The sequence below is a fragment of the Xanthomonas sp. WCS2018Noco2-27 genome, from assembly GCF_031843525.1.
Lineage (GTDB): Bacteria > Pseudomonadota > Gammaproteobacteria > Xanthomonadales > Xanthomonadaceae > Xanthomonas.
Map to the genome: position 1 here is coordinate 325,236 of NZ_JAVTIK010000003.1, position 24,917 is coordinate 350,152.

The 24,917-nt window shown below is 64.4% G+C and carries 19 protein-coding genes and 1 other RNA gene; 15 read left to right on the top strand and 5 right to left on the bottom strand.

All coding sequences use genetic code 11. The annotated features are described in order from the left end of the window. Positions 1-420: 420 nt before the first annotated feature. A complete protein-coding gene (gene htpG, locus RQH86_RS09005; RefSeq protein WP_311240020.1) occupies positions 421-2,325 on the bottom strand; it encodes a molecular chaperone HtpG in 1,905 nt (634 codons plus the stop codon). Positions 2,326-2,566: 241 nt separating this feature from the next. Between htpG and rsmD the strand changes: the two genes are divergently transcribed. The 5 genes from rsmD to ggt all read left to right on the top strand — a co-directional run bounded on the left by rsmD (position 2,567) and on the right by ggt (position 6,513). Beyond that, positions 2,567-3,190 (top strand): 16S rRNA (guanine(966)-N(2))-methyltransferase RsmD, encoded by a 624-nt coding sequence (gene rsmD, locus RQH86_RS09010; RefSeq protein ID WP_311240021.1) that lies wholly within the window; start codon positions 2,567-2,569, stop codon positions 3,188-3,190. After that, positions 3,187-3,693 carry a pantetheine-phosphate adenylyltransferase gene (gene coaD / locus RQH86_RS09015; protein WP_055851671.1) on the top strand — a complete coding sequence of 169 codons (507 nt, stop codon included), beginning with the start codon at positions 3,187-3,189 and terminating at the stop codon, positions 3,691-3,693. Before rsmD ends, coaD begins: the two co-directional genes overlap by 4 nt. Positions 3,694-3,739: 46 nt before the next feature. After that, complete coding sequence (locus tag RQH86_RS09020; protein WP_311240022.1) at positions 3,740-4,237, top strand: hypothetical protein; 498 nt, start codon at positions 3,740-3,742, stop codon at positions 4,235-4,237. Positions 4,238-4,435: 198 nt separating this feature from the next. Further along, positions 4,436-4,720, top strand: a complete 285-nt coding sequence (locus tag RQH86_RS09025) for a YfhL family 4Fe-4S dicluster ferredoxin (RefSeq protein ID WP_055851675.1) — start codon at positions 4,436-4,438, stop codon at positions 4,718-4,720. Continuing rightward, a complete protein-coding gene (gene ggt, locus RQH86_RS09030; protein WP_311240023.1) occupies positions 4,717-6,513 on the top strand; it encodes a gamma-glutamyltransferase in 1,797 nt (598 codons plus the stop codon). The genes RQH86_RS09025 and ggt overlap by 4 nt, the downstream gene beginning before the upstream one ends. A gap of 212 nt (positions 6,514-6,725) precedes the next feature. On the opposite strand, the gene RQH86_RS09035 is transcribed toward ggt, so the two are convergent. After that, positions 6,726-6,983, bottom strand: a complete 258-nt coding sequence (locus RQH86_RS09035) for a hypothetical protein (protein WP_311240024.1) — start codon at positions 6,981-6,983, stop codon at positions 6,726-6,728. Positions 6,984-7,423: 440 nt separating this feature from the next. On the opposite strand from RQH86_RS09035, the gene RQH86_RS09040 reads away from it, so the two are divergent. Next, positions 7,424-9,169 (top strand): glycoside hydrolase family 9 protein, encoded by a 1,746-nt coding sequence (locus tag RQH86_RS09040; protein WP_311240025.1) that lies wholly within the window; start codon positions 7,424-7,426, stop codon positions 9,167-9,169. Positions 9,170-9,233: 64 nt separating this feature from the next. Here the strand turns inward: RQH86_RS09040 and RQH86_RS09045 are convergent. After that, positions 9,234-9,312, bottom strand: a non-coding RNA gene (locus RQH86_RS09045) — sX9 sRNA. 304 nt (positions 9,313-9,616) lie between these two features. Continuing rightward, the gene (upp, locus tag RQH86_RS09050; protein ID WP_104616614.1) at positions 9,617-10,249 is read right to left on the bottom strand and encodes a uracil phosphoribosyltransferase; all 633 of its coding nucleotides are present in this window, start codon (positions 10,247-10,249) and stop codon (positions 9,617-9,619) included. A 151-nt stretch (positions 10,250-10,400) separates the two neighbouring features. Here upp and RQH86_RS09055 point away from each other — a divergent pair, with 151 nt between their 5' ends. The 4 genes from RQH86_RS09055 (at position 10,401) to RQH86_RS09070 (ending at position 16,693) form a co-directional block, all read left to right on the top strand. Continuing rightward, positions 10,401-12,962 (top strand): TonB-dependent receptor, encoded by a 2,562-nt coding sequence (locus RQH86_RS09055; protein WP_311240026.1) that lies wholly within the window; start codon positions 10,401-10,403, stop codon positions 12,960-12,962. Then, positions 12,962-14,080: a phytase gene (locus tag RQH86_RS09060; RefSeq protein WP_311240027.1), complete on the top strand. Its 1,119-nt coding sequence runs from the start codon at positions 12,962-12,964 to the stop codon at positions 14,078-14,080. The genes RQH86_RS09055 and RQH86_RS09060 overlap by 1 nt, the downstream gene beginning before the upstream one ends. Continuing rightward, positions 14,077-15,456, top strand: a complete 1,380-nt coding sequence (locus RQH86_RS09065) for a metallophosphoesterase family protein (RefSeq protein ID WP_311240028.1) — start codon at positions 14,077-14,079, stop codon at positions 15,454-15,456. Before RQH86_RS09060 ends, RQH86_RS09065 begins: the two co-directional genes overlap by 4 nt. Before the next feature lie 529 nt (positions 15,457-15,985). Further along, the gene (locus tag RQH86_RS09070; RefSeq protein ID WP_311240029.1) at positions 15,986-16,693 is read left to right on the top strand and encodes a glycosyltransferase; all 708 of its coding nucleotides are present in this window, start codon (positions 15,986-15,988) and stop codon (positions 16,691-16,693) included. Between the two features lie 354 nt (positions 16,694-17,047). On the opposite strand, the gene RQH86_RS09075 is transcribed toward RQH86_RS09070, so the two are convergent. Beyond that, complete coding sequence (locus tag RQH86_RS09075) at positions 17,048-18,544, bottom strand: aminotransferase class III-fold pyridoxal phosphate-dependent enzyme (RefSeq protein ID WP_311260647.1); 1,497 nt, start codon at positions 18,542-18,544, stop codon at positions 17,048-17,050. A 119-nt stretch (positions 18,545-18,663) separates the two neighbouring features. On the opposite strand from RQH86_RS09075, the gene RQH86_RS09080 reads away from it, so the two are divergent. The 5 genes from RQH86_RS09080 to secD all read left to right on the top strand — a co-directional run bounded on the left by RQH86_RS09080 (position 18,664) and on the right by secD (position 24,820). Continuing rightward, the gene (locus RQH86_RS09080; protein WP_259150784.1) at positions 18,664-19,095 is read left to right on the top strand and encodes an Lrp/AsnC family transcriptional regulator; all 432 of its coding nucleotides are present in this window, start codon (positions 18,664-18,666) and stop codon (positions 19,093-19,095) included. Positions 19,096-19,860: 765 nt separating this feature from the next. Then, on the top strand, positions 19,861-20,931 hold the full coding sequence (gene queA / locus RQH86_RS09085; RefSeq protein WP_311240596.1) for a tRNA preQ1(34) S-adenosylmethionine ribosyltransferase-isomerase QueA: 1,071 nt from the start codon (positions 19,861-19,863) through the stop codon (positions 20,929-20,931). A gap of 80 nt (positions 20,932-21,011) precedes the next feature. Beyond that, positions 21,012-22,157 (top strand): tRNA guanosine(34) transglycosylase Tgt, encoded by a 1,146-nt coding sequence (gene tgt, locus RQH86_RS09090; RefSeq protein ID WP_115513243.1) that lies wholly within the window; start codon positions 21,012-21,014, stop codon positions 22,155-22,157. Positions 22,158-22,290: 133 nt separating this feature from the next. Continuing rightward, positions 22,291-22,644, top strand: a complete 354-nt coding sequence (yajC, locus tag RQH86_RS09095) for a preprotein translocase subunit YajC (RefSeq protein WP_311240597.1) — start codon at positions 22,291-22,293, stop codon at positions 22,642-22,644. A 331-nt stretch (positions 22,645-22,975) separates the two neighbouring features. Next, entirely contained in the window at positions 22,976-24,820 is a 1,845-nt protein-coding gene (gene secD, locus RQH86_RS09100; protein WP_055851713.1) for a protein translocase subunit SecD, read from the top strand. Positions 24,821-24,917 lie beyond the last annotated feature (97 nt).

Sequence of the window (24,917 nt, forward strand, 5' to 3'; positions counted from 1 at the left end):
CGGAATTCAACTGCGGCAAAATTGGTCGATTATTAGTGCCTTCATTATTGCTCCCTGCTATATTAGGATAAAAAGGCTGTTTAAGTCGAATTGAATTCTGGTCAAGAATTTTGGGTCATAGTTAGATGTCAGTCGTATGAGGTCTTCATGGCGGTCTAAAATTACTGCTGGATAGTAGTCGCTACGGACTGCGTTGAGACTGAATCGATGAATATTATATGTCAGTAGCGTGGTAAATATCTTCTAGGGCTCATTATCTAGATCTAAATAGATGGCCGGTCTCGTCTGCAGCTACTCCTCTGTGAAGGAATGTAGCCAAAAAAGTGCCGAGGAAGAAAATTGGTCAAGCATTTGCCGGTTTAAATACAACGGCCAGAGTATGCTCCGGCCGTTGTATTTTCAGCTGCTACATCGCAGCTGTCAGGCCGACAACTCCAACAACAACTTATTCAACCGCCGCACATACCCGGCCGGGTCCTTGAGGCTATCGCCCGCCGCCAACGCAGCCTGGTCGAACAACACGCGGCTCAAATCGCCGAAGCGGTCCATGTCCTGTTCCGCGTCCAGCTTTTCGATCAGCGGGTGGGCGGGGTTGAACTCGAACACCGGCTTGCTTTCCGGTACGGCCTGGCCGCTGGCTTCCAGCAGTTGACGCATCTGCAGGCCCAGGTCGCCCTGGCCGATGGCGAGGATGGCGGGGGAGTCGGTCAGGCGGTGGGAGACGCGTACTTCGGCCACATCGTCGCCGAGAGCGGCCTTGATGCGCGAGGCCAGGCCTTCCTTGGACTTTGCGACTTCTTCCTGCGCCTTCTTGTCTTCTTCCGAATCCAATTTGCCCAGATCCAGGTCGCCGCGTGCCACGTCAACGAACGACTTGCCGTCGAATTCGGTGAGGTAGCTCATCAGCCATTCGTCGATGCGGTCGGTGAGCAGCAGCACTTCGATGCCTTTCTTGCGGAAGACTTCCAGGTGCGGGCTGTCCTTGATCTGCGCGTAGCTTTCGCCGGTGAGGTAGTACAGCTTGTCCTGGCCCTCGGCCAGGCGGCTCACATAATCGGCCAGGCCCACGCTCTGCGCGCCGGTGGTGTCGTGCGTGGACGAGAAACGCAGCAGGCCGGCGACCTTTTCGCGGTTTGCATAATCCTCGGCCGGGCCTTCCTTCAATGCCTGGCCGAAGTTACGCCAGAAGGTGGCGTAGTCGTCCGGCTTGTCCTTGGCGAGTTTTTCCAGCATGTCCAGCGAGCGCTTGGTCAGCGCGGACTTCATCGAGTCCACCACCGGGCCGGATTGCAGGATTTCGCGCGAGACGTTGAGCGACAGGTCCGACGAATCCACCACGCCCTTGATGAAACGCAGGTACAGCGGCAGGAACTGCTCGGCCTGGTCCATGATGAAAACGCGTTGCACGTACAGCTTCAGGCCCTTGGCCGAATCGCGGTGATACAGGTCGAACGGGGCGCGGCCGGGCACGAACAGCAGCGAGGTATATTCCAGCTTGCCTTCGACCTTGTTATGGCTCCACGCCAGCGGGTTGCCCGCATCGTGCGCGACGTGCTTGTAGAACTCCTGATATTCCTCGTCCTTGATCTCGGACTTGGGGCGCGTCCACAACGCGCTGGCGCGGTTGACCGCTTCCCACTCCGGCTCGGCGGGCGCATCGGCCTGTTCGCCGTGATGCTCCTTGCGCATTTCGATCGGCAGCCCGATGTGGTCGGAATACTTCTTGAGGATGTTGCGTAGGGTCCAGCCGTCGGCGAAAGAATCTTCGCCTTCCTTCAGTTGCAGCACGATGCGGGTGCCGCGCTCGGGCTTGTCGATGCTGGCGATTTCGAATTCGCCTTCGCCACGCGAGGACCAATGCACGCCTTCGTTGGCGGGCAGGCCGGCGCGGCGCGAGTACACGTCCACCTGGTCGGCGACGATGAAGGCGCTGTAGAAACCGACGCCGAACTGGCCGATCAGGTTGGCGTCCTTCTTCTGGTCGCCGCTCAGATGCTTGAGGAAGTCGGCGGTGCCGGACTTGGCGATGGTACCCAGATGCGAGACCGCATCCTCGCGGCTCATGCCGATGCCGTTGTCGTCGATGGTGACGGTGCGCGCGTCCTTGTCGTAGTCGACGCGGATGCGCAGCTCGCTGCCACCTTCCAGCAGCTCGGGCTTGACCAAGGCTTCGAAGCGCAGCTTGTCGGCGGCGTCGGCAGCGTTGGAAACCAGCTCGCGCAGGAAGATTTCCTTGTTCGAGTACAACGAATGGATCATCAGCTGCAGCAGCTGCTTGACCTCGGTCTGGAAGCCCAGCGTCTGCTTGTCGGTGTCAACGGTCATTGGGGTCGTGCTCCATGGTGGTCCGGGCCGCACTGCGGCCGATGGCCTGGGGGATGAGGCCGTCGGCGGTTTTTTTCAAGGCGTGCCTGCGCGAAGGTGTGGCGCATCGGTGCCCCGGACGGGCGGGGCGGGCATGCCGGCGGCAGCGGTATCATGGACGGCCATCGCCTGCATTCCGACCCATGCTGCCACTTGCGCCACCTGTGTTACGCCGTCGTCCGCCCGCCACAGGCGCGTTGCGATGAGCCGCCCGGCACGGCCGGCGCCGCGTGGCGCCGAAGGCCAGGTGCGCATCGTGGGCGGGCGCTGGCGCAACACGCGGTTGGCGGTGCCGGACCTGCCGGGCTTGCGCCCCAGCAGCGACCGCGTGCGCGAGACCGTGTTCAACTGGCTGATGCCGCGGCTGCGCGGGGCGCGCGTGCTGGATCTGTTTGCCGGCTCCGGCGCGCTGGGGCTGGAGTCGGTCTCGCGCGGGGCCGCGCATGCCACGCTGATCGAGCGCGACCCCGGCCTGGCGCAGCGGCTGCGCGAGCATGTGACCAAGCTGAAGGCGGCCGACCAGGTGCAGGTGCTGCAGGAAGACGCGCTGCGCTGGCTGGAGCGCGCGCCTGCGGCCCTGGTCGACATCGTCTTCGTCGACCCGCCGTTCGCGGCCGGTCTGTGGCCGAGCGTGTTCGAACGCCTGCCCGCACATCTGGCCGCCGAGGCCTGGCTGTATCTGGAAGCGCCGGCTGACCTGGCGCTGCAACTGCCGGCCGGCTGGCACCTGCATCGCGAGGGCGGTACCCGGCAGGTGCGCTATGCGCTGTATCGCCGGGCCGCTGCTACACTGAACGGCGATCCGACCCCGGTAGTTTCCGTATGAGCGTGGCCAACAGCCGCACCGCCGTCTATCCCGGTACCTTCGACCCGATCACCAATGGCCATATCGACCTGGTGAACCGTGCCGCGCCGTTGTTCGAGCGCGTGGTGGTGGGCGTGGCGTACAGCCCGTCCAAAGGCCCGGCATTGCCGCTGGAAAAACGCGTCGCGCTGGCACAGGAGGCATTGGCGGCGCACAAGAATGTGGAAGTGCGCGGTTTCGATACGCTGCTGGCGCACTTTGTGCGCGACATGCATGCCGGCGTGCTACTGCGCGGCCTGCGCGCGGTGTCCGATTTCGAATACGAATTTCAGATGGCCAGCATGAATCGCCATCTGATCCCGGAAGTGGAAACGCTGTTCCTCACTCCGGCCGAGCAATACAGCTTCATTTCGTCGTCGCTGGTGCGCGAGATCGCGCGGCTGGGCGGCGACGTTTCCGGCTTCGTGCCGGCCTCGGTGGTCGAAGCCTTGCGGCAAGTGCGCGAGTCCCGCGCGCAGGCCTGATCTCATCTGTCGTTCCATCACCACGCTTTTCAAAGGGAGGAGTTTCATGAAACACACCATGCGCGCTCTGGCGCTCGCTTCGATCGCCGCTCTGGCGGTCACCGCCTGCAAGAAAGAAGAGCCGGCGCCGACTGCCGCTGCCGCTCCGGCAGCGCTGAAGGCCCCGGCCAAGGACGACAACGCCGGCTGGAAGAAGTACCTGCAGGAAGTGGTTGGCCAGAACCTGGGCGTCACCACCAACAGCCCGTTCCTGTACTACTTGCCGCCGGAATCCGATGCCGAGTTCGCCGGCAGCTACGAGCGTCAGCTGGAAAGCGTCAAGACCGCGCTGGCGCGTGGCGTGCAGCCGGGCAACATGCTGGCCTTCGGTTCGTCCGCCTCCACCAAGATGGCCGACCTGATCGACGCCGCGTTCAAGGACGTGCAGCCGGATTCGATGAAGGGCGTGCGCGTGCTGTTCATCGGCGACGCCGCCGAGAATGCGCGCGTGCAGACCATCGTCCAGCCCAAGGGCGCGGAATACACCTTCGTTGAAGCCAAGTAATGCCGTATCAGGCCGGATGCGCGGGAGGGCGCACCCGGCCGCGGCGTGGAAACGCACCATGCTGCTGAAGTTGCACTCCATCGGAGCCGGCCTGTCTGGGCCGGCTTCCGGCAACGCTCACGGCGTTGTCGCCCGGCTCGCCCGCGCGGTTTGCGCCTGCCTGCTGCAGTGCGCTGCGCCCCGATCTGCGGAGCTGCCATGTCGCTGAAGATCAATGCGCTGTGCGTCAATTGCGACGTCTGCGAACCGGCATGCCCGAATCAGGCGATCTCGATGGGCGAAACCATCTACGTGATCGATCCGGCACGCTGTACCGAATGCGTGGGCCATTTCGACGAAGCGCAATGCGTGGTGGTGTGCCCGGTCGAGTGCATCGACCCGGATCCGGACATTCCGGAAACCCATGATCAATTGCTGGCCAAGCTCATGCAGCTGCAGCGCGATCATCCCGAACTGTACGAACAGGAGCCTCCCGTCCCGTGAGCACTTTCTCCCAACGTTTTTCGACACGCGGCCTGCTGTTGCTGGCCTTGGTGCTGGCACCGCAGGCCTGGTCTGCGGATGGTGCAAAGCCTTCCGCCGGCGCGCCCGCTGCGGTCGCCACGCATCCGCCCGGTGCGGCGGTGGCCAGCGGCCATGCATTGGCCACCGATGCCGGGCTGCAGATCCTGCGCGAGGGCGGCAACGCGTTCGATGCGGCCATTGCGGTGTCGTCCACGCTGGCGGTGGTCGAGCCGATCAGCTCGGGCCTGGGTGGCGGTGGATTCTTTCTGCTGCACGATGCCAAGACCGGCAAGGACGTGATGCTGGACGCGCGCGAATACGCGCCGGAATCGGCCACGCCGGAAAAATTCCTCAACAAGCAGGGCGAACTGGACCGCGACCGCTCGGTCAACGGGCCGTGGTCGGCCGGTATTCCCGGTCTGCCCGCCGCGTTGGTGGAGCTGGCGTCCAAGCACGGCCGGCTGCCGCTCAAACAATCGCTGGCGCCGGCGATCCGCATCGCCAGCGACGGCTTCCCGGTGTATGCGCGCATGGCCAAGGGCTACGCCTCGCGACGCGAAGTGATGGAGCGCTATCCCGGGACGCGTGAGGTGTATTTGCGCGGCGGAAAACCCATTGCCGAAGGCGACACCTTCAAGCAACCCGAGTTGGCCCACACCTTGAAGCTACTCGGCGACAAGGGCTTCGACGGGTTCTACAAGGGCGAGACCGCCAAGAAGCTGATCGCCGGCGTCAAGCAGGCGGGCGGGCATTGGAATGCGGCGGAGCTGGCCGGTTACACGGTGAAAGAGCGCACGCCGATCCAGTTCGATTATCGCGGCTGGAAGATCACCACCGCGCCGCCGCCGTCCTCGGGTGGTATTGCGCTGGCAGCCATGCTGCAGATTCTGGAAGGCTGGGACTTGAACAAGCTCGATGACGTGCATCGCACGCATCTGGTGGTGGAATCGATGCGCCGTGCCTACCGCGATCGCACGTTCTTTCTGGGCGACCCGGACTTTGTCGACGTGCCGCAGCGCGTGCTGACCAGCAAGGATTATGCGCAAGGCCTGCGTGCCACCATCAATCCGGAAAAAGCCACGCCCAGCGATCTGTTGTCGGGCAACCCCACGCCGCTGGAAGACGACGAGACCACGCACTTTTCCATCATCGATGGCGAAGGCAATCGCGTCGGCGGCACTCAGACCGTCAACCTGCTGTACGGCTCGGGCCTGATCCCCAAGGGCACCGGCGTGCTGCTCAACGACGAGATGGACGACTTTGCGCTCAAGCCGGGCACGCCGAACGCCTTTGGCGTGATGGGCTACGCGGCCAACGCGCCCAAGCCGGGCAAGCGCATGCTCAGCTCGATGACGCCCACCTTCATGGAATCGGCCGACAAGGCGATCGTGCTGGGTACCCCGGGCGGCAGCCGCATCATCACCATGGTGCTGCTCGGTATCCTGGGTTACGACGCGGGGCTGGATGCGCAGGCAGTCAGTGCCTTGCCGCGCTATCACCATCAGTGGTTGCCGGACGTCATCGATGCCGAAACCGACGCGTTCTCACAGCAGACCGCCAAGGGCCTGCAGGCGATGGGCCACGCGCTCAAACTGCCCGGCGATACGGCAGAAGGCGGCCGCGGGTCCAGCCACGTGTGGGGCAACCTGCAGACGGTGGAATGGGACAAGCGCAGCAATGTGCTCAGTGGCGGCAGCGACCCGCGCAATCCGGTGGGGAAGGCGCAGGTGCAGTTGGACACGCAGAATGCTTCCAGCGTTTCTCCAAAATGATCCGAGCGCAGATGGCAGGCCAACGCCTGCCATCTGCGCGTTATGACGTGCCATGACAGCGATTCAGGATTAGAGCGGGCAGCAAAACCTGGCGAGCCGTCGTCAGGTGGGTGCGCGCGGCGTGCTCAGAAACGGAGTGTACGGGTGCGACATGCCGCACCGAGCACCAGCCGAGGCCGCCCCGCGGCTGCACGGCAGCTGTGTTAGCTGCTCTAGTTCAGTAGTCCGTAATAATGTTCATCATTGGCTTGATAAACGGTATAGGTGTCGTCGTAGTCGCCTTCCTTTTTATCGACGATGCTGTCGACCAGGCGCACTACCAGATTGCCGTCCAGTAGATAGACGTCCGGATTGGTATTGCCGGCGAGGAATGGCTTCCAGCGTGGCATCCCACGTTGTTTCGCTTGATGCTGCTCAGAGTCCAGTGAGCCAGGTGCGATTGGTTTTTTGTTGCTTTTGACGATGTTCATTGGGTTGTCCTTCAAGGCCATGGAATGACAGGGCGCCGCTCGCTGCATCCGGGGCGGATGCAGTGCATCGAGGCCAAGCCACGTTAGCTGGCGATGGACAAGAGCGATTGGCCTAAACGAGTGCAATTGCAGGCAATTCGATGGGGTATTGGAGATGCTCCCGTCGTGGATGCCACTGACCCGAACGGCGGGCCGGTCAATCCGGTGCAATCACTGAAAGACTGCGGCATGGCTGGCAGTACGTTGCAACGGAAAATACGATTCCCGGCTGGCCAGTGCTATCCGGTTGGACTGGCCCTGTGCTGTCGCAGAGAAATAGGTCGCGGGCTGGGCAGTTCATTCGCTGATGCGGTGCAACGGCTGGCGTGAGCTGGCTGAGTTGCGGCCGCCTTCGGTAGGGTCGGGCTTGTCGTGGCGTTGCAGTGCGGCCACCATGGCGTATGAAAAATTTCTCCGCTTTGTTGACCGCCGCTGCGCTGATACTTCCATCGACCGCCTGTACCGCCGAGTCCGTTTCGGATGGCGCTGGCGGTTCGATCCACGTCAATCAACTCGGCTATCTGCCGGGCTCGGCCAAGTTGGCGGTGGTCGGGTTGCCGCAGGGCGCGGCGCCGGGGGCGGACCGTTTCACGGTCGAAGATGCGCAGGGCCGCACGGTGCTGAAAGGCACGTTGCAACCGCCAGCGCTGTGGTCGCCGGCCGGGCAGCAGGCGCGGGTGGCGGATTTCTCCAGCGTGCGTGCGCCGGGAACCTACCGGTTGAAGATCGATGGGTTGCCGGCCTCGGATGCATTCCCGATCAACGCGCATGCGTATCAGCCGGTGGTCGATGCCTCGCTGAAGGCGTTTTATTTCAATCGCGCCAGCACCGCGTTGCCGGCGCAGTTCGCCGGGCGCTATGCGCGTGCGTCTGGGCATCCGGACACGCAGGTACGCATCCATCCATCGGCGGCATCGGCCACGCGTCCGACCGATAGCGTGATCAGTGCGCCCAAGGGCTGGTACGACGCCGGCGATTACAACAAGTACATCGTCAACTCCGGCATCAGTACCTACACCTTGCTGGCGGCCTACGAGCACTACCCGGCGCTGTTCAAGGCGCAGGCCCTGACCATCCCCAACGACGCGCCCGGCGTACCCGGCATCCTGCAGGAAACCTGGTGGAATCTGGAATGGATGCTGGCCATGCAGGACCCGGCAGATGGTGGCGTGTACCACAAACTCACCGACAAGCAGTTCGACGGGCTGGTGATGCCCGATCAGGCCAAGCAGCAACGCTACGTGGTGATGAAGGCCACGGCGGCCACGCTGGATTTTGCAGCGGTGATGGCCGCGGCCAGCCGTGTGTATGCGCCGTTCGAAAAGCAGTATCCGGGGGTGTCGGCGCGCATGTTGAAGGCAGCGCGTGATGCCTGGGCGTGGGCGCAGCAGCATCCGGATGTGATCTATCGCCAGCCCGACGACGTGCGGACCGGCGGCTATGACGATGCGCAGGTCGACGACGAATTCGCGTGGGCGGCGGCGGAGTTGTATGTCACCACCCGCGAGGATGGTTTCTACGATGCGATGCTGGCGCGCAATGTGCCGGCCAGCGTTCCGGGCTGGAGCAATGTCGGCGGGCTGGCCTGGATGTCGCTGGCCGCGCACCGCGACACGCTGACCGCGCATGCGGATCGTGCGCGCATCACCGGTGAGATCACCGGTCTGGCGCAGCAGTTGACCGAGCAATGGCAGGCATCGCCGTGGCGCCTGGCCATGACCGACAAGGATTTCGTCTGGGGCAGTAATTCCGCCGTACTCAACCGCGCGATGATGCTATTGCAGGGCTATCGCCTGACCAAACAACGGACGACGCTGGATGCCGCGCAATCGCATCTGGATTACATCCTGGGGCGCAATCCGCTGGGGTTGTCGTTCGTCACCGGGGTAGGCCAGCGCACGCCGATGCATATCCACCATCGCCCCTCGGAGGCCGACGGCATCGACGCGCCGGTGCCGGGCTGGTTGGCCGGCGGCCCGCAGCCGGGCCAGCAGGACGCCAAGGACTGCAAGGTGCCGTATCCGTCCACGTTGCCGGCGCTGTCGTATCTGGATAACACCTGCAGTTACGCGAGCAATGAAGTCGCCATCAACTGGAATGCGCCGCTGGTGTATGTGAGTGCGGCCATCGAGGCGTCAACGCGCTGATGGATGCCTGAGGTTTCTAGCAAGCCGCACCATCAGGCCGCAGCGCTATCACTGTATTTAGAGCGGCTGATAAAACGTAGCGAGCAGTCGTCAGGTGGGTGCGGGCGGCGCGCTCAGACCCGGAGTGTACGAGATGGGCACATGCCGATTCCAAGCACCGGCCGTGCCCGTCTGGCGGCTGCACAGTCGTTTTGTTAGCTGCTCTTAGTTGCTATCTCATGCGCGTGCGCAGGGGGGGCTGTCCCTTCTCCCATCGGGAGAAGGTGGCGCGTAGCGCCGGATGAGGGTACGGCGTCGGCAAGAATGCTGGCATGCCGTACCCTCACCCCAACCCCTCTCCCAATGGGAGAGGGGCTTGCCAAGCGGGTCTTTGACCAATCAGTCACCCGAGCGAGTGACTCGTCGGCCCATTTCAGACTCGGTCGACCCTGAGGCTCCCGCTGCGACTCACTCCACCCGCGTTCCGAAAATCCGGTCGCCCGCATCGCCCAGGCCAGGCAGGATGTAGCCCTTTTCGTTGAGGTGGTCGTCGATGGCGGCGGTGTAGACCTCGACGTCCGGGTGCACGGCTTCCAGCGCTTTCAGACCTTCCGGCGCGGCGACCAGGAAGATGCCCTTGATGCGGCGGGCGCCAGCGCGCTTGAGCATGTCGATGGTGGCGATCAAGGTGCCGCCGGTGGCCAGCATGGGGTCAAGGATCAGCGCGTCGCGTTCTTCCAGGCGGCCGGTCAGGCGTTCGAAGTAGGGCACCGGTTGCAGGGTTTCTTCATCGCGTTGCAGGCCGACCACACTGACGCGCGCGGCGGGGATCAGTGCCAGCACGCCTGGCAGCATGCCAAGGCCGGCGCGCAGGATCGGCACCAGGGTGATCTTGGCGCCGGCGATGCGCTGCACATTGACCGGGCCGGCCCAGCCTTGTTGTACATGCGATTCGGTGTCCAGGTTGGCCGTGGCCTCGTAGGCCAGCAGGGTGCCGAGTTCGGTCACTAGTTCACGAAAGCCCTTGGTGCTCAAGGCGGCATCGCGCAGCAGGCCGATTTTGTGCTGGACGAGAGGGTGGCGGACTTCGACGATTTTCATGGGCAGCGACAGACGGGAGAGGCGCACAGTGTGCCGCAGCCATGCGTGGCGCTGCCACACATCGGGTGTGATCGCGCTTGCATATGTCATGTCGGTGAAACGTCGCAGACATAGTGTGCACACCCATTCTTAACCGATTGGGGAAGCACTCGTGTTGAACAAGACTCCGCTCTGCCTGGCGATCACGCTGACGCTGGCAACCGCCGGCTGGGGCCCGCAGGCACAGGCGGCAGAGGCTGCTGCTGCCTCCGGTGCAGCCAGCGGTGCGGCAGCCATCGATCTGGAGCGGCTGGAAGTGCGCCCGCAGCTGGAAGCGCAGGAGCGCGCAGTCGATCTCAAGCGCGCGTCCGATGCGATCCAGGATGCAGTGGCCTCCGATGCGATGGGCCGTTACCCCGACAAGAATGTTGCAGAATCCTTGCAGCGCCTGCCCGGCGTCAGCGTCACCCGCGATCAGGGCGAGGGGCGCTTTGTGGTGATCCGCGGCCTGGATTCGTCGCTCAACAGCGTGACCATCGACGGCATGAGCATGGGCACGCCCGAAGACGGCACGCGTTCGGCGCCGCTGGACGTGATTCCGTCCGATTCCACCGAGCGCTTGAAGGTGGTGAAGTCGCCCACGCCGGACATGCCGGGCGATTCGATCGGCGGCGCGATCCAGGTGGAATCCACCTCTGCGTTCGATCGCGACGGGCGCACCCTGCGCGGTTCGATCGAAGGTAGCCATCAGTCGCTGTCGGGCAAGACCAGCCCCAAGGGCGCGTTCAATTACAGCGACATCTACAACGGCACCTTCGGTGTGGCGGTGGGTGTGAACTATCAGGACCGCGAGTTCGAATCCGACAACACCGAAGTGGCGTACGACGCCTTCGCCGGTGGCGCTGCCGACGACCTGTTTGCTGGCGAAGTGCAGCGCCGCAAGTACTTTATCGAGCGCACCCGCATGGGCGCCAACCTCAATCTGGACTGGCGCCCGGACGCCGACAACCGCTACTACCTGCGCTCGCTGTACAGCCGTTTCGACGATGCCGAAACGCGCCAGCGCACCATCTTCGGGCTGGCCGATGGGCAGGTAAGCGCCAACGGCGATGGCACCTACAACGTGGCCGATCTGCCGGCAGACAGCATCGCCAAGCGCGTACGCTACCGCACCAAGAAGGAAGACAACACGGCGATCAGCTTCGGCGGCGAAAACCGCCTGAGCAGCGCCACGCTCGATTACAAGGTGGGCTACACCAAGACCACCGAGCGGGTGAACGATGAGATGGAGGCGCGCTTCGACTACGACGGCGACGACCTGTCGGCCACCGTGGATCAGCGCAGTGGCATCCCGCGGCTGGGTTTTTCCGATAACGGATGGCAGAGCAACCAGGACTTCGTGTTCGACCGCTTCGTGCTGGCGCCCAAGACGGTGGACGACAGCGAGCACAGTGCGCAGGTCAATGTGCGCTTCGACGGCGAACATTCCAGCCTGAAGATGGGTGTGCTCGGTCGCTGGCGCGAACGCGATGTGGACGTCAACGAACAGGAACTGCGGCGTGGCCCGGCGATCGATCTGAGCAGCTGGACCACCGCCGCACCGGAGCACCGTGGCGGCACCTTGGGCGAAAGCATCGGTTCGGACGGCATGCGCCGCTACTGGCGGGCGTCGGGTGGTCTGTACAGCGCACGTCCGCAGGAGGTGGGCGGCAATGTGCAGACCTCTCTGCAGGACGACTACACCGCGAGCGAAGACGTGTTCGCCACGTATGCGATGGGCACCTGGGATATCGGGGCGTTGCGCATGATTGCCGGCGTCCGCGTGGAGAACACCCAGTTCAACGCCACCGGCAACCAGGTGGACGTGGCCGACAACGGCCGCACCGCCACGGTAACGCCGCGCCAAGCCTCCAGCAGCTACACCAATGTGTTGCCGGGCCTGCACCTGCGTTACGACAGCAGCAACGACTGGGTGTTGCGGTTTGCGGCCAACAAGACCTTGTCGCGCCCGTCGTTCGGCGATGTGTCGCCACGCGTGAGCATCAACCGCGGCGATGAAGAAGTGAGCATCGGCAACCCGGACCTCAACCCGTATCGCTCCACCAATCTGGATCTGTCGTTCGAAAAATACATCGGCAGCACCGGGCTGGTGTCGCTGGGCGTGTTCAACAAGTCGATCGACGATTACATCGTGCAGACCCTCAGCACCACCGATGCCGAATTTCCTGGCCTGCAGGTGACGCGCTCGATCAATGGCGACACCGCCAAGGTGCGCGGCGCCGAGTTCAATTGGCAGCAGACGCTGGACTTCCTGCCCGAAGGCTGGAATGGCGTGTTGGTCGGTGCCAGTGCCACCGCCCTGGACAGCGACTTCGACCCGGGCCTGAGCAATCGCGCCGGCGACGAGTTCATGCTGCCGCGCTCGTCCAAGCGCATCTACAGCGGCCATCTGGGCTATGAAAAATACGGCTTCAGCGCACGTGTGGCGGCGGTGTATCGCAGCGAATATCTGGACACCATCGGCCAGAGCCGCGCGTACGATATCTATGTCGCCCCGCACACCCAGCTGGATGTCAGCATGAGTTATCAGTTCAACAGCCACGTCAGCCTGTATCTGGAAGCGCAGAACCTGCTGGATGAGCCATTAGAGCTGTATCAGGGCGTGCCCTCGCGCACGCTGCAGAACGAAGAGTACGGCCGTACCTATGCGCTGGGCCTGAAGGTGGCGCTGTGATGCGGACTGGCGTATTGCTGCATTCCACATTGCTTGCGAGCGCGTTGCTATTGGCAGGCTGCGCGACCAAGCCGGTCGACCGCGAAGCCGACGAAGCGTTGCTCACCGACCCAATGCTCAGCGAAGCGAAGGTGGCGCATGAAGTGGTGCCGGAAGCCTTCATCACCGCATTGACGCCGTCCGACAATCTGGATTCGCCGGCCAGCTGGATCGCGCCCGATGGCCGCCGCTGGGTGATCGCCACGTCCAAGGCCACGCATGCGCTGGTGGTATTCGATGGCGACAGCGGCAAGCGGCTGCGCGTGGTCGGCGGCAAGGGCAAGGCGCTGGGCAAGCTGGATCGGCCCAACGGGATTTCGGTGGTCGATGATCTGGTGTTCGTGGTCGAGCGCGACAACCGCCGCGTGCAGGTGTTTTCGCTGCCGGAGTTCAAACCGCTGACCGCGTTCGGCCAGGACGACTTGCGCGAGCCTTACGGATTGTGGGTGCGCAAGCATGACGGCGGCTACGAGGTGGTGGTTAGCGACAACTACATGTCGCCGGCCAACAAGGACCAGCCGCCGCCGCTGGCCGAGCTGGGCCAACGCTTCCGTCGTTATCAGTTGAATGCGGCAGGGCAGGGCTGGCAGTCACGTCTGACGCAGAGTTTTGGCGACACCACCGAAGCCGGTGCGGTGCGCATCGCCGAGTCGGTATTCGGCGATGAGGCCAATGCGCGGCTGCTGATTGCCGAAGAAGATGTGGCGGTGGGCACGCAGTTGCGCGAGTACGGCATGGACGGGCGCTATCGCGGGCGCGACGTGGGCGCCGGGCTGTTCAAGGCGCAGGCCGAGGGGTTGACCTTGCTGCAGTGCGCTGATGGCAGCGGCTACTGGATCGCCACCGATCAGTTCAAGGATCGCAGCGTATTCCAGGTGTTCGATCGCAAAACGCTGGCGCATGTGGGCGCATTCGCCGGCCGCGTGACCGCCAATACCGATGGTGTGTGGCTGGATCAACGCGGCGATGCGCGTTTCCCCGGTGGTGTGTTCTACGCACTGCACGACGACCAGGCGGTGGCCGCATTCGATTGGCGCGACATCGCACGCACCCTGCGCCTGAAGGACTGCGCACCATGAGCGCTGCGCGTACCGCGTGTTATGCAGCGCTGTCGTTGATGGCGCTTGCCGCTAGCCACGCGCTGGCTGGCGAGCGCGCAGCAGAGCCGAATACGCAGGTGCCGGCCGGGTCCACCCATTACGTGGCCGACGGCTTCCCGGACCGCATCGTCGCCACGCCCGCACAGGACGCTGCGACCGGTTTCGCGGTGGCCTGGCGCACCGATGCCAGCGTCGATCAGCCGTGGCTGGAGCTGGTGATTGCTGGCGATTCGCCCGACGTCGGCACGCCGCGGCGTCTGCGTGCCAGCACCGCCACGCTGACCAGCGAAAATGGCCGCTCGCACCATCATCGCGCCGACATCGACGGCCTCAAGCCCGACACGCTGTACGCTTACCGCGTGCAGGGCCATGACACCTGGGGCGCGTGGAATCACTTCCGCACCGCGGCCACGGCGCAGACCCCGCTGACGTTGCTGTATTTCGGCGATACCCAGAACAAGAATCTCAGCCTGGTCTCACGGGTGATCCGCCAGGCCTGGCGCTCGGCGCCGGATGCGCGGCTGGCGCTGTTTGCCGGCGATCTGGTCAGCGGCAAGGACGGCCAGGACGACAACGAATGGGCCGAATGGTTCGAAGCCGGGCGCTGGTTGCTGGAAGGCACCGCAGTGGCGCCGGCACCGGGCAATCACGAGTACCACGAAGAGGGCGATGAGACCCCGCAGGCCACCCGCACCCTGGGCAGCCATTGGCCGGTAACGTTCGCGCTGCCGCGTAACGGGCCGTCGGCCACGGCGCGCACCAGCTATTGGTTCGACTACCAGGGCGTGCGCATTGCCGTGCTCGATGGCACCTCGGTGCTGGACCTGGGCACCGGGCCGGCGCAGGCGCAATGGCTGGACAAGGTGCTGGCCGACAATCCGCACCCGTGGTCGATCGTGCTGATCCATCAGCCGTTCTTTTCGCCGCGCGCCGATCGCGAGAACGAAAAACTGGTCGAGCAGGTCTTGCCGGTGATCCGCCGGCACAAGGTGGATCTGGTGCTGCAGGGGCATGACCACACGTACGGCCGGCGCGGCGACCAAGCCGGGCAGGCCACGCCGGTCTTCGTGGTGTCGGTCGCCGGGCCCAAGCAGTACCGGCTCTCGGACATGGCGCGCAAGACCATGCGCCCGGTGGGCGAAGACACCCAGCTGTATCAGGTACTGCGTATCGACAACCAGCAGCTGGTCTACGAATCGCGCACCGCTACCGGGCGGCTGTACGACGCGTTCGAACTGCAACGCGACGCAAGCGGCGACAAGCGGTTGATCGAGCACGAGCAAGGGCGCATCGCACCGCGCGATTGCCCGCGCACCGCCACGCTCAAGGGCCGTGCGGACCGTTGCTGGGAGTGAGTTGAGCAGGCGCGTGAGCGTGAGCGAGCGTGTGCCCATGGCAGTGACGCCATCCCGAAGATGGCGGCGTGTGCACTAGCGCGTAAAGCGCCTGCACCGCGCAGCGGCGCCCTGCATATTCAACTGAGCGCGACTGCTGCGAGGTCGAGCGGCTAACACCACCACCGCGCTCACCGCCAGGTGGGCGCGGTCGGTACTCGATGTGGCCTATACCAAGTGCATAATCTGCATCAGAGCGCGCCATCCGTGTGCCCCTGATAACTGCGCGTTGCGTTTTATTGGTCGCTCTAAATATGACAAAACGGCGAAGGTTTCATCGGGCATTCGATGGAGTTTATGCGTCGTTTCAAAACTTCGCGGATGCATCGATTCTATCGATGAGAAATGCGATTGATCATCAGGCAATGTGAATTACATCACATCATTAGTGCGACTACGGTTGGCGCAGCTGAGCCGCCAACCGAGTAGCCGATTCGATGCGGTGCTGCGGTGACGGCTCTGGCTCCCCCAGCCCACCGAGTCGCCCCCCATGATTCCCCAATTGATTCACCTGACCGCACCCACCAAGCACTTGCTGTGGGAGGAGCGCCGGGTTTGCGATCGTTTGCAGCGTTTGTTGCCCGGATGGACCTGTCACGTCTGGGACGATGCCGATAACTCTGAACTGATGCGACGTGCGTTTCCCGAGTTTGCCCAGCGCTACGAGCGCATCCGTTTTGGCGTGATGAAAGCGGACATCGCGCGCTGTGCGTACATGCATGCGCACGGCGGTTTCTACTTCGACACCGACTACAAGCTGCTGCGTCCACTCGGTGCGGAGGTCCTGTCGCAGCAATGCGTGCTACCCATTGAAGAAGGCACGCCCGGCAACGACGACTTCAAGATCGGTAACGCCGTCTTCGGCTCCGAAGCGGGGCATCCGTTCTGGGGTGCGTTCATCGAGCACATTTTCAACATGCATGCGCCGGAAACGCTGGAAGACCACCGCGAGATTCCAATGATCTCCGGCCCGCGCGGGCTCACCCGCTTCTACAACGCGCATGCCGGGCAGTTCGCCGGCATCGTGTTCCCGCCGCGCAACGCCTTCCACCCGGATCGCACCTGGTTCGGGCTTGGGCATCGTGGCGGCCAGATCGCCGTTGGCTCGCACTTGTGCTGGGCGTCGTGGCGCGGCAAATCGCCACACCGTGCCGTGACCAATTATCTGCGCCGCAAGTTGAGCGCTGTGCCGATCTGATTGGTGCGTTTGTTGTTGCGACACGGCCATCGACCTGAGCGAAGGCGGCGCAGGTCGAAGGTGTTTCGCCGATTCGCGAAGCACGTTGTTGGCGATTCATGCAAGCGAAAGCTTGCACGCCAGATTGGCTTCGCATTGCACCTTGCAGTTGTTGTGCGAGGGGCAACGGGTGGGATGAGAGGCGGGCTTGGCCACCGCCTTGCATCTGCTTGAACGCGGTCGATGCCTTGCGCAACGACCGCTGGTGCCGACCACGCTGCCAAACCAAACAACGCGGCGCAGATGGCAACTCCAACAGCCAAGCGGGCGATGCATCGGCTGCAACTGCGCAGCCGATGCATCGCCCGGCGCGGATCAGGCGGCCTCGGCCTGCACCTGGCGCGGGCCTTCCTTCAATGCGCGTGCGATCAGGCCGACCAGCAGATCCAGTTCGTCTTCGTCCATCGCAAAGTGCGGGGTGAAGCGCAGCGAGTTCTCGCCGCCGTGGATCACGTTGACACCGCGATGGCGCAGCCACTCTTCGGTGGAGCCAGCGCCATAGCACTTGAACTGCGGCGCCAGTTCGCAGGAAAACAGCAGCCCCGTGCCTTGCACCTTGGTGATCAGGCCGCCCAGTTCGGACTGCAGCGCCTGCAGCTTGGCAATCGCCTGTGCGCCGCGAGTGCGGATGTTGTCGCGCACTGCAGGCGTGAACAACGCCAGCGTGGCGCAGGCGACATCGAGCGCGCGCGGGTTGGTGGTCATGGTGTTGCCGTAGGTGCCCTTGCGATACACCTGCGCGGCGTGCTCGGTCACCGCCAGCACCGACAACGGGTACTGCGCGGCGTTGAGCGCCTTGGAATAGGTTTCCAGATCCGGCGGGTCGAGCTGCTCGAAGCCGGGGTAGTCCACCACCGACAGCACGCCGTGCGCGCGCAGGCCGGCCTGGATGGAATCCACCAGCAGCAGGCTGCCGTGCGAGCGGGTGAGCGCGCGTGCGGCGGCGTAGAACTCGGCCGGCAGGGCACGCCCCGGGTCGCCTTCGCCCATCACCGGTTCCAGGAACACCGCTTCGATAAACCAGTGGTTGCGCACCGCTTCTTCGAAGGCGCGCTCCAGGGCGGCCACGTCGTAGGGCGCGATCGCAATCACCGAATCTTCGTCGCGGTAGCTGGCCAGATACTTGTTGTAGGTCTTGCGGCTGGAATCCGAATACAGCCCCGGGCGGTCGGTACGGCCATGGAAGCTGCCCTTGACCACCAGGCGCTTGATGGTGGCCTCGGCATGCCGCGCGCCCGGGTCGGTGTGCAGCTTGGCGTTGGTATCGACGATGCGTGCGGCCAGGCCCACTGCTTCGGAGCCGGAGTTGAGACACATGAAACGTGCGAACGGGCAGCCGCCGCGGGTGTGACCGATCTCGGCGCGCAGGGCACGGTCCAGCCGGCGCTGCGCCAGGCTGGGGGTCATCACATTGGCCATCACCTGCGGGCGCGCCATCGCCTCCAGCACCGCCGCCGGGGTGTGGCCGAAGCCGAGCATGCCGTAGCCGCCGGCGTCGTAGAGCACCGCGCCCTTGAGCGTGATCACCCATGGCCCACGCGCAGCCAGCGCCACATAGGGCGTCACCGCATCGTCGGCGTAGAAGTTGATGAAGCCGTCCTGCACGGCGGCGATCTGGTCGCCTTCGTCCAGATCGAGCAGGTCGGCAGCGTCATCGCGCACCTGCGCGTATTCGGCGGCAGCGGCGTCGATGGCGTGGGCCAGATCCGGATGGTTGGCGGCCAGACGCACGATGGCGGCATCGTCCAGGCCATCGGTCAGGCGGCGGCCGGCGTGGGCACGCAGCGGGGCGAGCGGGGCGAGGACGGACATGGCGCATCTCCTGCATTGACGTTGTCCTTCCTATTATCGGCAGACGATCGGCGTTTGGCAGCGTGAATTTAGGCGTGATGTACGGTATTTTCGTCGATTCGCCGAACCGGATGCGCATTGTGAAGATCACCCCGTCCGACGAACGCCTGTTGTCGCTGCTGCGCGAGGACGCGCGTGCGTCCACTGCACAGATCGCGCGCCGGCTCGGTTTGTCGCGCACCACGGTGCAAAGCCGCATCGAAAAGCTCGAACGCGATGGCGTGATCAGCGGCTACACCGTGCGCACCCACGACGACTACGAACATGGCCGCATACGCGCGCACATCCTGATCACCGTGCTGCCCAAGAAGATGCCGGCCGTGGTCAAGGCCTTGCGCGACATCGCCGAGGTGCGCCTGCTGCACTCGGTTAGCGGCGCCTACGACCTGATCGCGCTGGGCGTGGTCGGCGGCGTCAACGAGATGGACGTGCTTACCGATGCGATCGGCGCGATCGACGGGGTGGAGCGCACCACCACCTCGATCATCCTGTCGACCAAGTTCGAGCGGTGAGGGGCTGGGAATCGGGAATCGGTAATCGGTAATCGTAAAAGCGGGCTGGCTTGTGTCGTCCGCGTTCCGGCCTGCGGATCCGGCTCTTATGAATCCCCAATCCGGAATCTCCACTCCCGGCCGCCCAAGCCGAGGCTGTCGATGAAGTTGGAGCGGTGAGGGGCGGGGAGTCGGGAATCCTGAGGGTCATGATTCGCGAGCTAGCAAGCCCCTCTCCCCCCGGGAGAGGGGTTGGGGTGAGGGCGGGGCGAAGTCCATGTGGCATTTCAACTCCATGAGGCTTCGCTCGTACCCTCATCCGGCGCTGCGCGCCACCTTCTCCCGCCTGGCGGGAGAAGGACAAGCAGTCGAGCTGCCGCTCAAGCCCCTCTCCCCTCGGGAGAGGGGTTGGGGTGAGGGTACGGGGCGAAGCCCATGTGGCATTTCAACTCCATCAGGCTTCGCTCGTACCCTCATCCGGCGCTGCGCGCCACCTTCTCCCGCCCGGCGGGAGAAGGACAAGCAGTCGAGCTGCCGCTCAAGCCCCTCTCCCCTCGGGAGAGGGGTTGGGGTGAGGGTACGGGGCGAAGCCCATGTGGCATTTCAACTCCATGAGGCTTCGCTCGCACCCTCATCCGGCGCTGCGCGCCACCTTCTCCCGACCGGAGAAGGATCTGCGACCTCCGCGACCTCCGCGGGTCTTGTTTGCTTGGAGGAAAAGGCTGCCAAACCTGCCTCAGCATGTCCCGCTAAACTAGCGCCCCCAAACCGCTGCACCGCCACGCCTTGAAGAAGTCCGATTTCAACTATTCGCTTCCCGACGAACTGATCGCCCAGGCGCCGCTGGCCGAGCGTGCGGCCAGCCGTCTGCTGGTGGTGCCCAAAGCGCCTGCAGACTTCAGCGACCGCCAGGTGCGCGATCTGCCCGAGCTGTTGCAGCCGGGCGATCTGCTGATCTTCAACGACACCCGCGTCATCCCGGCACGGCTGTTCGGGCAGAAGGCCAGCGGCGGAAGGGTGGAAATCCTGATCGAGCGCCTGCTGGGCGAACGCGAGGCGCGGGTGCAGATCGGCGCGAGCAAGTCGCCCAAGGCCGGCAGCCTGATCGCGCTCGACGCGGGTGGCCAGGCCGAGGTGCTGGGGCGCGATGGCGAGTTCTATCTGCTGCGCTTCGACATCCCGTTGCCGCTGGAGCAGTGGCTGCCCGAGGCCGGCCGCCTGCCGCTGCCGCCCTACATCCGCCGTGAGCCGGGGCTGGAAGATCGCGAGCGCTACCAGACCGTGTTTGCGCGCGAGGTCGGTGCGGTCGCCGCGCCCACCGCCGGCCTGCATTTCGACGAGCAATTGCTGGCGCGCTTGCGCGAGCGCGGGGTCGAGTTCGGCCACGTCACCCTGCATGTCGGCGCCGGCACGTTTCAGCCGGTGCGGGTGGATGCGCTCGACCAGCACGTGATGCATAAAGAGTGGCTCAACGTCGGTGCCGCGCTGGTGGAGCAGGTGCGTCGCACGCGTGCCCGTGGCGGCCGCGTCATCGCCGTGGGCACCACGGTTGTGCGCTCGCTGGAAAGCGCCTGGCGCACCACCGATGCCGCGCCCGATGGCGAACTGCTGCCGTTCGCCGGCGAAACCCAGATCTTCATCCTGCCCGGCTACCGCATTCGTAGCGTCGATGCGATGGTCACCAACTTCCATCTGCCCGAAAGCACGCTACTGATGATGGTCTCCGCCTTCGCCGGCCGCGAGCGCATCTTCGCCGCCTACGCGCACGCCATCGCACAGCGCTATCGCTTTTTTTCTTACGGCGATGCGATGTTGTTGTGGGGCAGGGAATGGGGAATCGGGAATGGGGAATCGTAAGGCGCGTTCGCCGAACGATCAGCCACCTGCCAACCGCTCTTCCCATTCCCGATTCCCGACTCCCCATTCCCGGCCTTTCAATGTCCCGACTTCAGTTCCAGCTCCAGACCACCGACGGCCACGCGCGCCGTGGCCGCCTGACCTTTCCGCGCGGCACGGTGGAAACCCCGGCGTTCATGCCGGTGGGCACCTACGGCTCGGTCAAGGGCATCCTGCCCGAGCAGATCCGCGCGCTGGGGGCGGAGATCATCCTGGGCAACACCTTTCATCTGTATCTGCGCCCGGGGCTGGATGTGATCGGCGACCACGGTGGCTTGCACGGGTTTGCGCGCTGGGATGGGCCGATCCTCACCGACTCCGGCGGGTTTCAGGTGTTCTCGCTAGCCCACCGTCGCAAGATTACCGAGCAGGGCGTGACCTTTTCCTCGCCCACCGATGGCGCGCGGGTGTTCCTGGGTCCGGAAGAGAGCATGCAGATTCAGAAGGTGCTCGATTCGGACATCGTGATGATCTTCGATGAGTGCACGCCGTACCCGGCCACCGAAGAGGTCGCGCGGCGCTCGATGGAACTGAGCCTGCGCTGGGCGCAGCGCTCGCGCGATGCGCATGACGGGTTGGGCAACGACGCGGCGCTGTTCGGCATCGTGCAGGGCGGGGTGCACCCGGACCTGCGCAGCCGCTCGCTGGAGGGCCTGCACGCCATCGGCTTCGATGGCTACGCCATCGGCGGTCTGGCGGTGGGCGAGCCCGAGCACGAGCGCAACGCCATGCTCGAACACCTGCATCCGCAGCTGCCGGCCGACCGCCCGCGTTACCTGATGGGCGTGGGCCGGCCAGAAGACCTGGTGGAAGGCGTGGCGCGCGGCGTGGACATGTTCGACTGCGTCATGCCCACCCGCAACGCGCGCAACGGCCACTATTTCACCTCGTTTGGCACGGTACGCATCCGCAATGCCAAATACGAACGCGACCTGGACACCATCGAGCCGGGCTGCGGTTGCCATGCCTGCAGCAGCGGCTACACGCGCTCCTACCTGCGTCACCTGGACCGCTGCAACGAGATGCTGGCCCCGATGCTGGGCACCATGCACAACCTCTGGTACTACGAAAAACTGATGGCAGACATGCGTGCGGCGATCGCGGCGGGAACCTTTGTGCAGTTCCGGCGGTCCTTCTATGCGGCACGCGGCGCCACCACGCCGCCGTTGCCGGGGGAAACCAGCTGAGCCCTGCCGTCCGTGCCCTCGGCGCGGACGGGGTGGAACCCGCGTGGCATAATTCCCGGCTGTTCCGCTCTGGCGGTACCTGAATAGCGAGTGGGCCCGTGGGGCGCGCTGGCACCAAACTAGGATGCACTGAATGAATTTGCTCGATTTCCTGATCCCGGTCGCCCAGGCGCAAGCCACCGGTGGCGCGCCGGCCGCCGGCCCGATGGGGAGCCTGTCCACCTTCGCGCTGCCGATCATCCTGATTGCGGTCATGTATTTTTTGATGATTCGTCCGCAGATGAAGCGTCAGAAGGAGCACAAGTTGCTGCTGGACAAGCTGGCACGCGGCGATGAAGTCATCACCTCCGGCGGCGTCGCCGGCGTGATCGCCGACATCGGCGACAACTTCATCACCGTGGAAGTGGCCGACAACGTCCGCATCCGCGTGCAGAAGAGCGCGGTGGGCCATGTGCTGCCGAAGGGCACGCTGAAGTCCGCCAGCTGAGTCGGGCTATCGGCATCGAGCACCGTCTGGCGCTGCCGGCCGGTGCTCGAAAACGTCAGGGGCCGCTCGTACACTCCGCTGTCGTCGCGCTGCCGATGCCTGCGTTGGGTTGCTCAAGACGTCGCTGCAATTGAAGGCCTGCAATACCACCGCTGCGCGCACCGTCAGGCGGGCGCAGTCGGTGCACGGAGTCGGAATGCGCCACTTGGCGTTTTCGCTCCGCGCACTGCCCGTATCCACCGGATGACCGCTCGCGACGTTGTATTGGCCGCTTGAAGTCGTTCTCACTGCTAGGCGCGGCGCCGGGATGGTGCTGTGCGGGACTGTCGCAATGCTCGAATTTCCTCGCTGGAAGTATTTCCTGATCCTGCTGGTGCTGGCGGTCAGCGCGTTGTATGCGCTGCCCAACATCTATCAGAAAGACCCGTCCGTGCAGATCACCGCCAGCCGCGGTGCACAGCTCGACGACGCATTGCGCAGCCGCATCGACGGCGAGCTCAAGGGCGCGGGCATCACGCCCAAAGCCGTCACCAAGGAAGGCGACAGCCTGATGGTGCGCCTGTCCTCGTTGCAGGCGCAGACCCGCGCCAACGATGTGCTGCGTCAGCAGCTGGGCGAGAACTACACGGTGGCGCTGAATCTGGCCTCCACCGTGCCGGAGTGGCTGGCCAAGCTGGGCGGCAAGCCGATGGTGCTGGGCCTGGACCTGGTCGGCGGCGTGCACTTCGCCATGCAGGTCGATCAGAAGGCTGCAGTGGAAAAGCGGATCGAAGGCTTTGCCGAAGACATCCGCACCACCTTGCGTGACGGCCGCATCGCCTATCGGGCGGTCGAGCGTCGCGGCGACAACAGCATCCAGATCAGCCTGGGCGAGGGCGCCAGCGCCGATGCGGCGCGCACCGCACTGGCCAAGGCGCAGCCGTTGCTGACCTACGACGTCAGCGGCCAAAACATCGCAGTGAAGGTGCCGGAGGCCGAGCTCAAGCAGATCGCCAGCGGCGCGATCGAGCAGAACCTCACCACCTTGCGCAATCGCGTCAATGCGCTGGGCGTGTCCGAGCCGACCATCCAGCGCCAGGGCGAAGACCGCATCGTGGTCGAATTGCCCGGTTTGCAGGACACCGCCGAGGCCAAGCGCCTGATCGGCGCCACCGCCTCGCTGGAATTCCGCGCGGTGGTCGACGGCAATGCCGAAGACGCAGTGCGCAGCGGCAGCATCCCGCCGGAAGCCAAGGTTTACCGCGTGCGCGATACCGGCGCGCCGGTGTTGCTCAACAAGCGCGCGCTGGTGACCGGCGACCAGATGGTCAGTGCCAGCGTCAGCAACGACCAGAACGGCATGCCCGCCGTATCGGTGACGCTCAACAACGTCGCCGGCCAGCGCATGCTCGACTACACCAGCGCCAACGTCGGCAAGCTGATGTCGGTGGTGTACATCGAGCGCATCCCCACCGTGACCATGGTCGACGGCAAGGAAGTGCGTAGCGTTCGGGTCAAGGAAGAAGCCTTGTCGCCGACCCGCATCGCCGGCGTGTTCGGCAAGAACTTCCAGACCACCGGTCTGGAGAAGGTGGAAGCGGAGAACCTGGCCAAGCTGCTGAAGTCCGGCTCGCTGGCTGCGCCGATGGATTTTGTCGAGGAATACGTGATCGGCCCGAGTCTGGGTGCGGAAAACGTGGAGCGCGGCGTCACTGCGGTGGTGTACTCGTTCCTGTTCACGCTGGTGTTCTTCACCATCTACTACCGCGTGTTCGGCGCGATCACCTCGGTGGCGCTGCTGTTCAATCTGCTGATTGTGGTGGCGGTGATGTCGCTGTTCGGCGCCACCATGACGCTGCCGGGTTTTGCTGGCCTTGCGCTGTCGGTCGGTCTGTCGGTGGACGCCAACGTGCTGATCAACGAGCGTATCCGCGAAGAATTGCGGCTGGGCGTGCCGGCCAAGTCGGCGATTGCCGCGGGTTATGAAAAGGCCGGCGGCACCATCCTGGACGCCAACCTCACCGGTTTGATCGTGGCGGTGGCCTTGTATGCGTTCGGTACCGGCCCGTTGAAGGGCTTCGCGCTGACCATGATGATCGGTATTTTCGCCTCGATGTTCACCGCGATCACCGTGTCGCGTGCGCTGGCGGTGCTGATCTACGGCAGCCGCAAGAAGCTGAAGACCGTCGCTATTTGAGATGCGAGTCCGGCCTCGACCCCTGCAGCAGAGCTGTAGCGGGCGAGGGATGAATCCCTTCGCAAGCGTTACGCATCCCGAGGGTGCGCAACGTCTA

What these genes read in the sequence shown, in the direction of transcription:
- rsmD (WP_311240021.1), top strand. Translation starts at nt 2,567, where the DNA reads ATGAGCCGCCCGGCACGGCCGGCGCCGCGTGGCGCCGAAGGCCAGGTG.
- RQH86_RS09020 (WP_311240022.1), top strand. Translation starts at nt 3,740, where the DNA reads ATGAAACACACCATGCGCGCTCTGGCGCTCGCTTCGATCGCCGCTCTG.
- RQH86_RS09075 (WP_311260647.1), bottom strand. Translation starts at nt 18,544, where the DNA reads ATGTCCGTCCTCGCCCCGCTCGCCCCGCTGCGTGCCCACGCCGGCCGC.
- RQH86_RS09065 (WP_311240028.1), top strand. Translation starts at nt 14,077, where the DNA reads ATGAGCGCTGCGCGTACCGCGTGTTATGCAGCGCTGTCGTTGATGGCG.
- htpG (WP_311240020.1), bottom strand. Translation starts at nt 2,325, where the DNA reads ATGACCGTTGACACCGACAAGCAGACGCTGGGCTTCCAGACCGAGGTC.
- RQH86_RS09040 (WP_311240025.1), top strand. Translation starts at nt 7,424, where the DNA reads ATGAAAAATTTCTCCGCTTTGTTGACCGCCGCTGCGCTGATACTTCCA.
- RQH86_RS09060 (WP_311240027.1), top strand. Translation starts at nt 12,962, where the DNA reads ATGCGGACTGGCGTATTGCTGCATTCCACATTGCTTGCGAGCGCGTTG.
- tgt (WP_115513243.1), top strand. Translation starts at nt 21,012, where the DNA reads ATGTCCCGACTTCAGTTCCAGCTCCAGACCACCGACGGCCACGCGCGC.
- coaD (WP_055851671.1), top strand. Translation starts at nt 3,187, where the DNA reads ATGAGCGTGGCCAACAGCCGCACCGCCGTCTATCCCGGTACCTTCGAC.
- RQH86_RS09025 (WP_055851675.1), top strand. Translation starts at nt 4,436, where the DNA reads ATGTCGCTGAAGATCAATGCGCTGTGCGTCAATTGCGACGTCTGCGAA.
- RQH86_RS09035 (WP_311240024.1), bottom strand. Translation starts at nt 6,983, where the DNA reads ATGAACATCGTCAAAAGCAACAAAAAACCAATCGCACCTGGCTCACTG.
- yajC (WP_311240597.1), top strand. Translation starts at nt 22,291, where the DNA reads ATGAATTTGCTCGATTTCCTGATCCCGGTCGCCCAGGCGCAAGCCACC.
- RQH86_RS09070 (WP_311240029.1), top strand. Translation starts at nt 15,986, where the DNA reads ATGATTCCCCAATTGATTCACCTGACCGCACCCACCAAGCACTTGCTG.
- secD (WP_055851713.1), top strand. Translation starts at nt 22,976, where the DNA reads ATGCTCGAATTTCCTCGCTGGAAGTATTTCCTGATCCTGCTGGTGCTG.
- upp (WP_104616614.1), bottom strand. Translation starts at nt 10,249, where the DNA reads ATGAAAATCGTCGAAGTCCGCCACCCTCTCGTCCAGCACAAAATCGGC.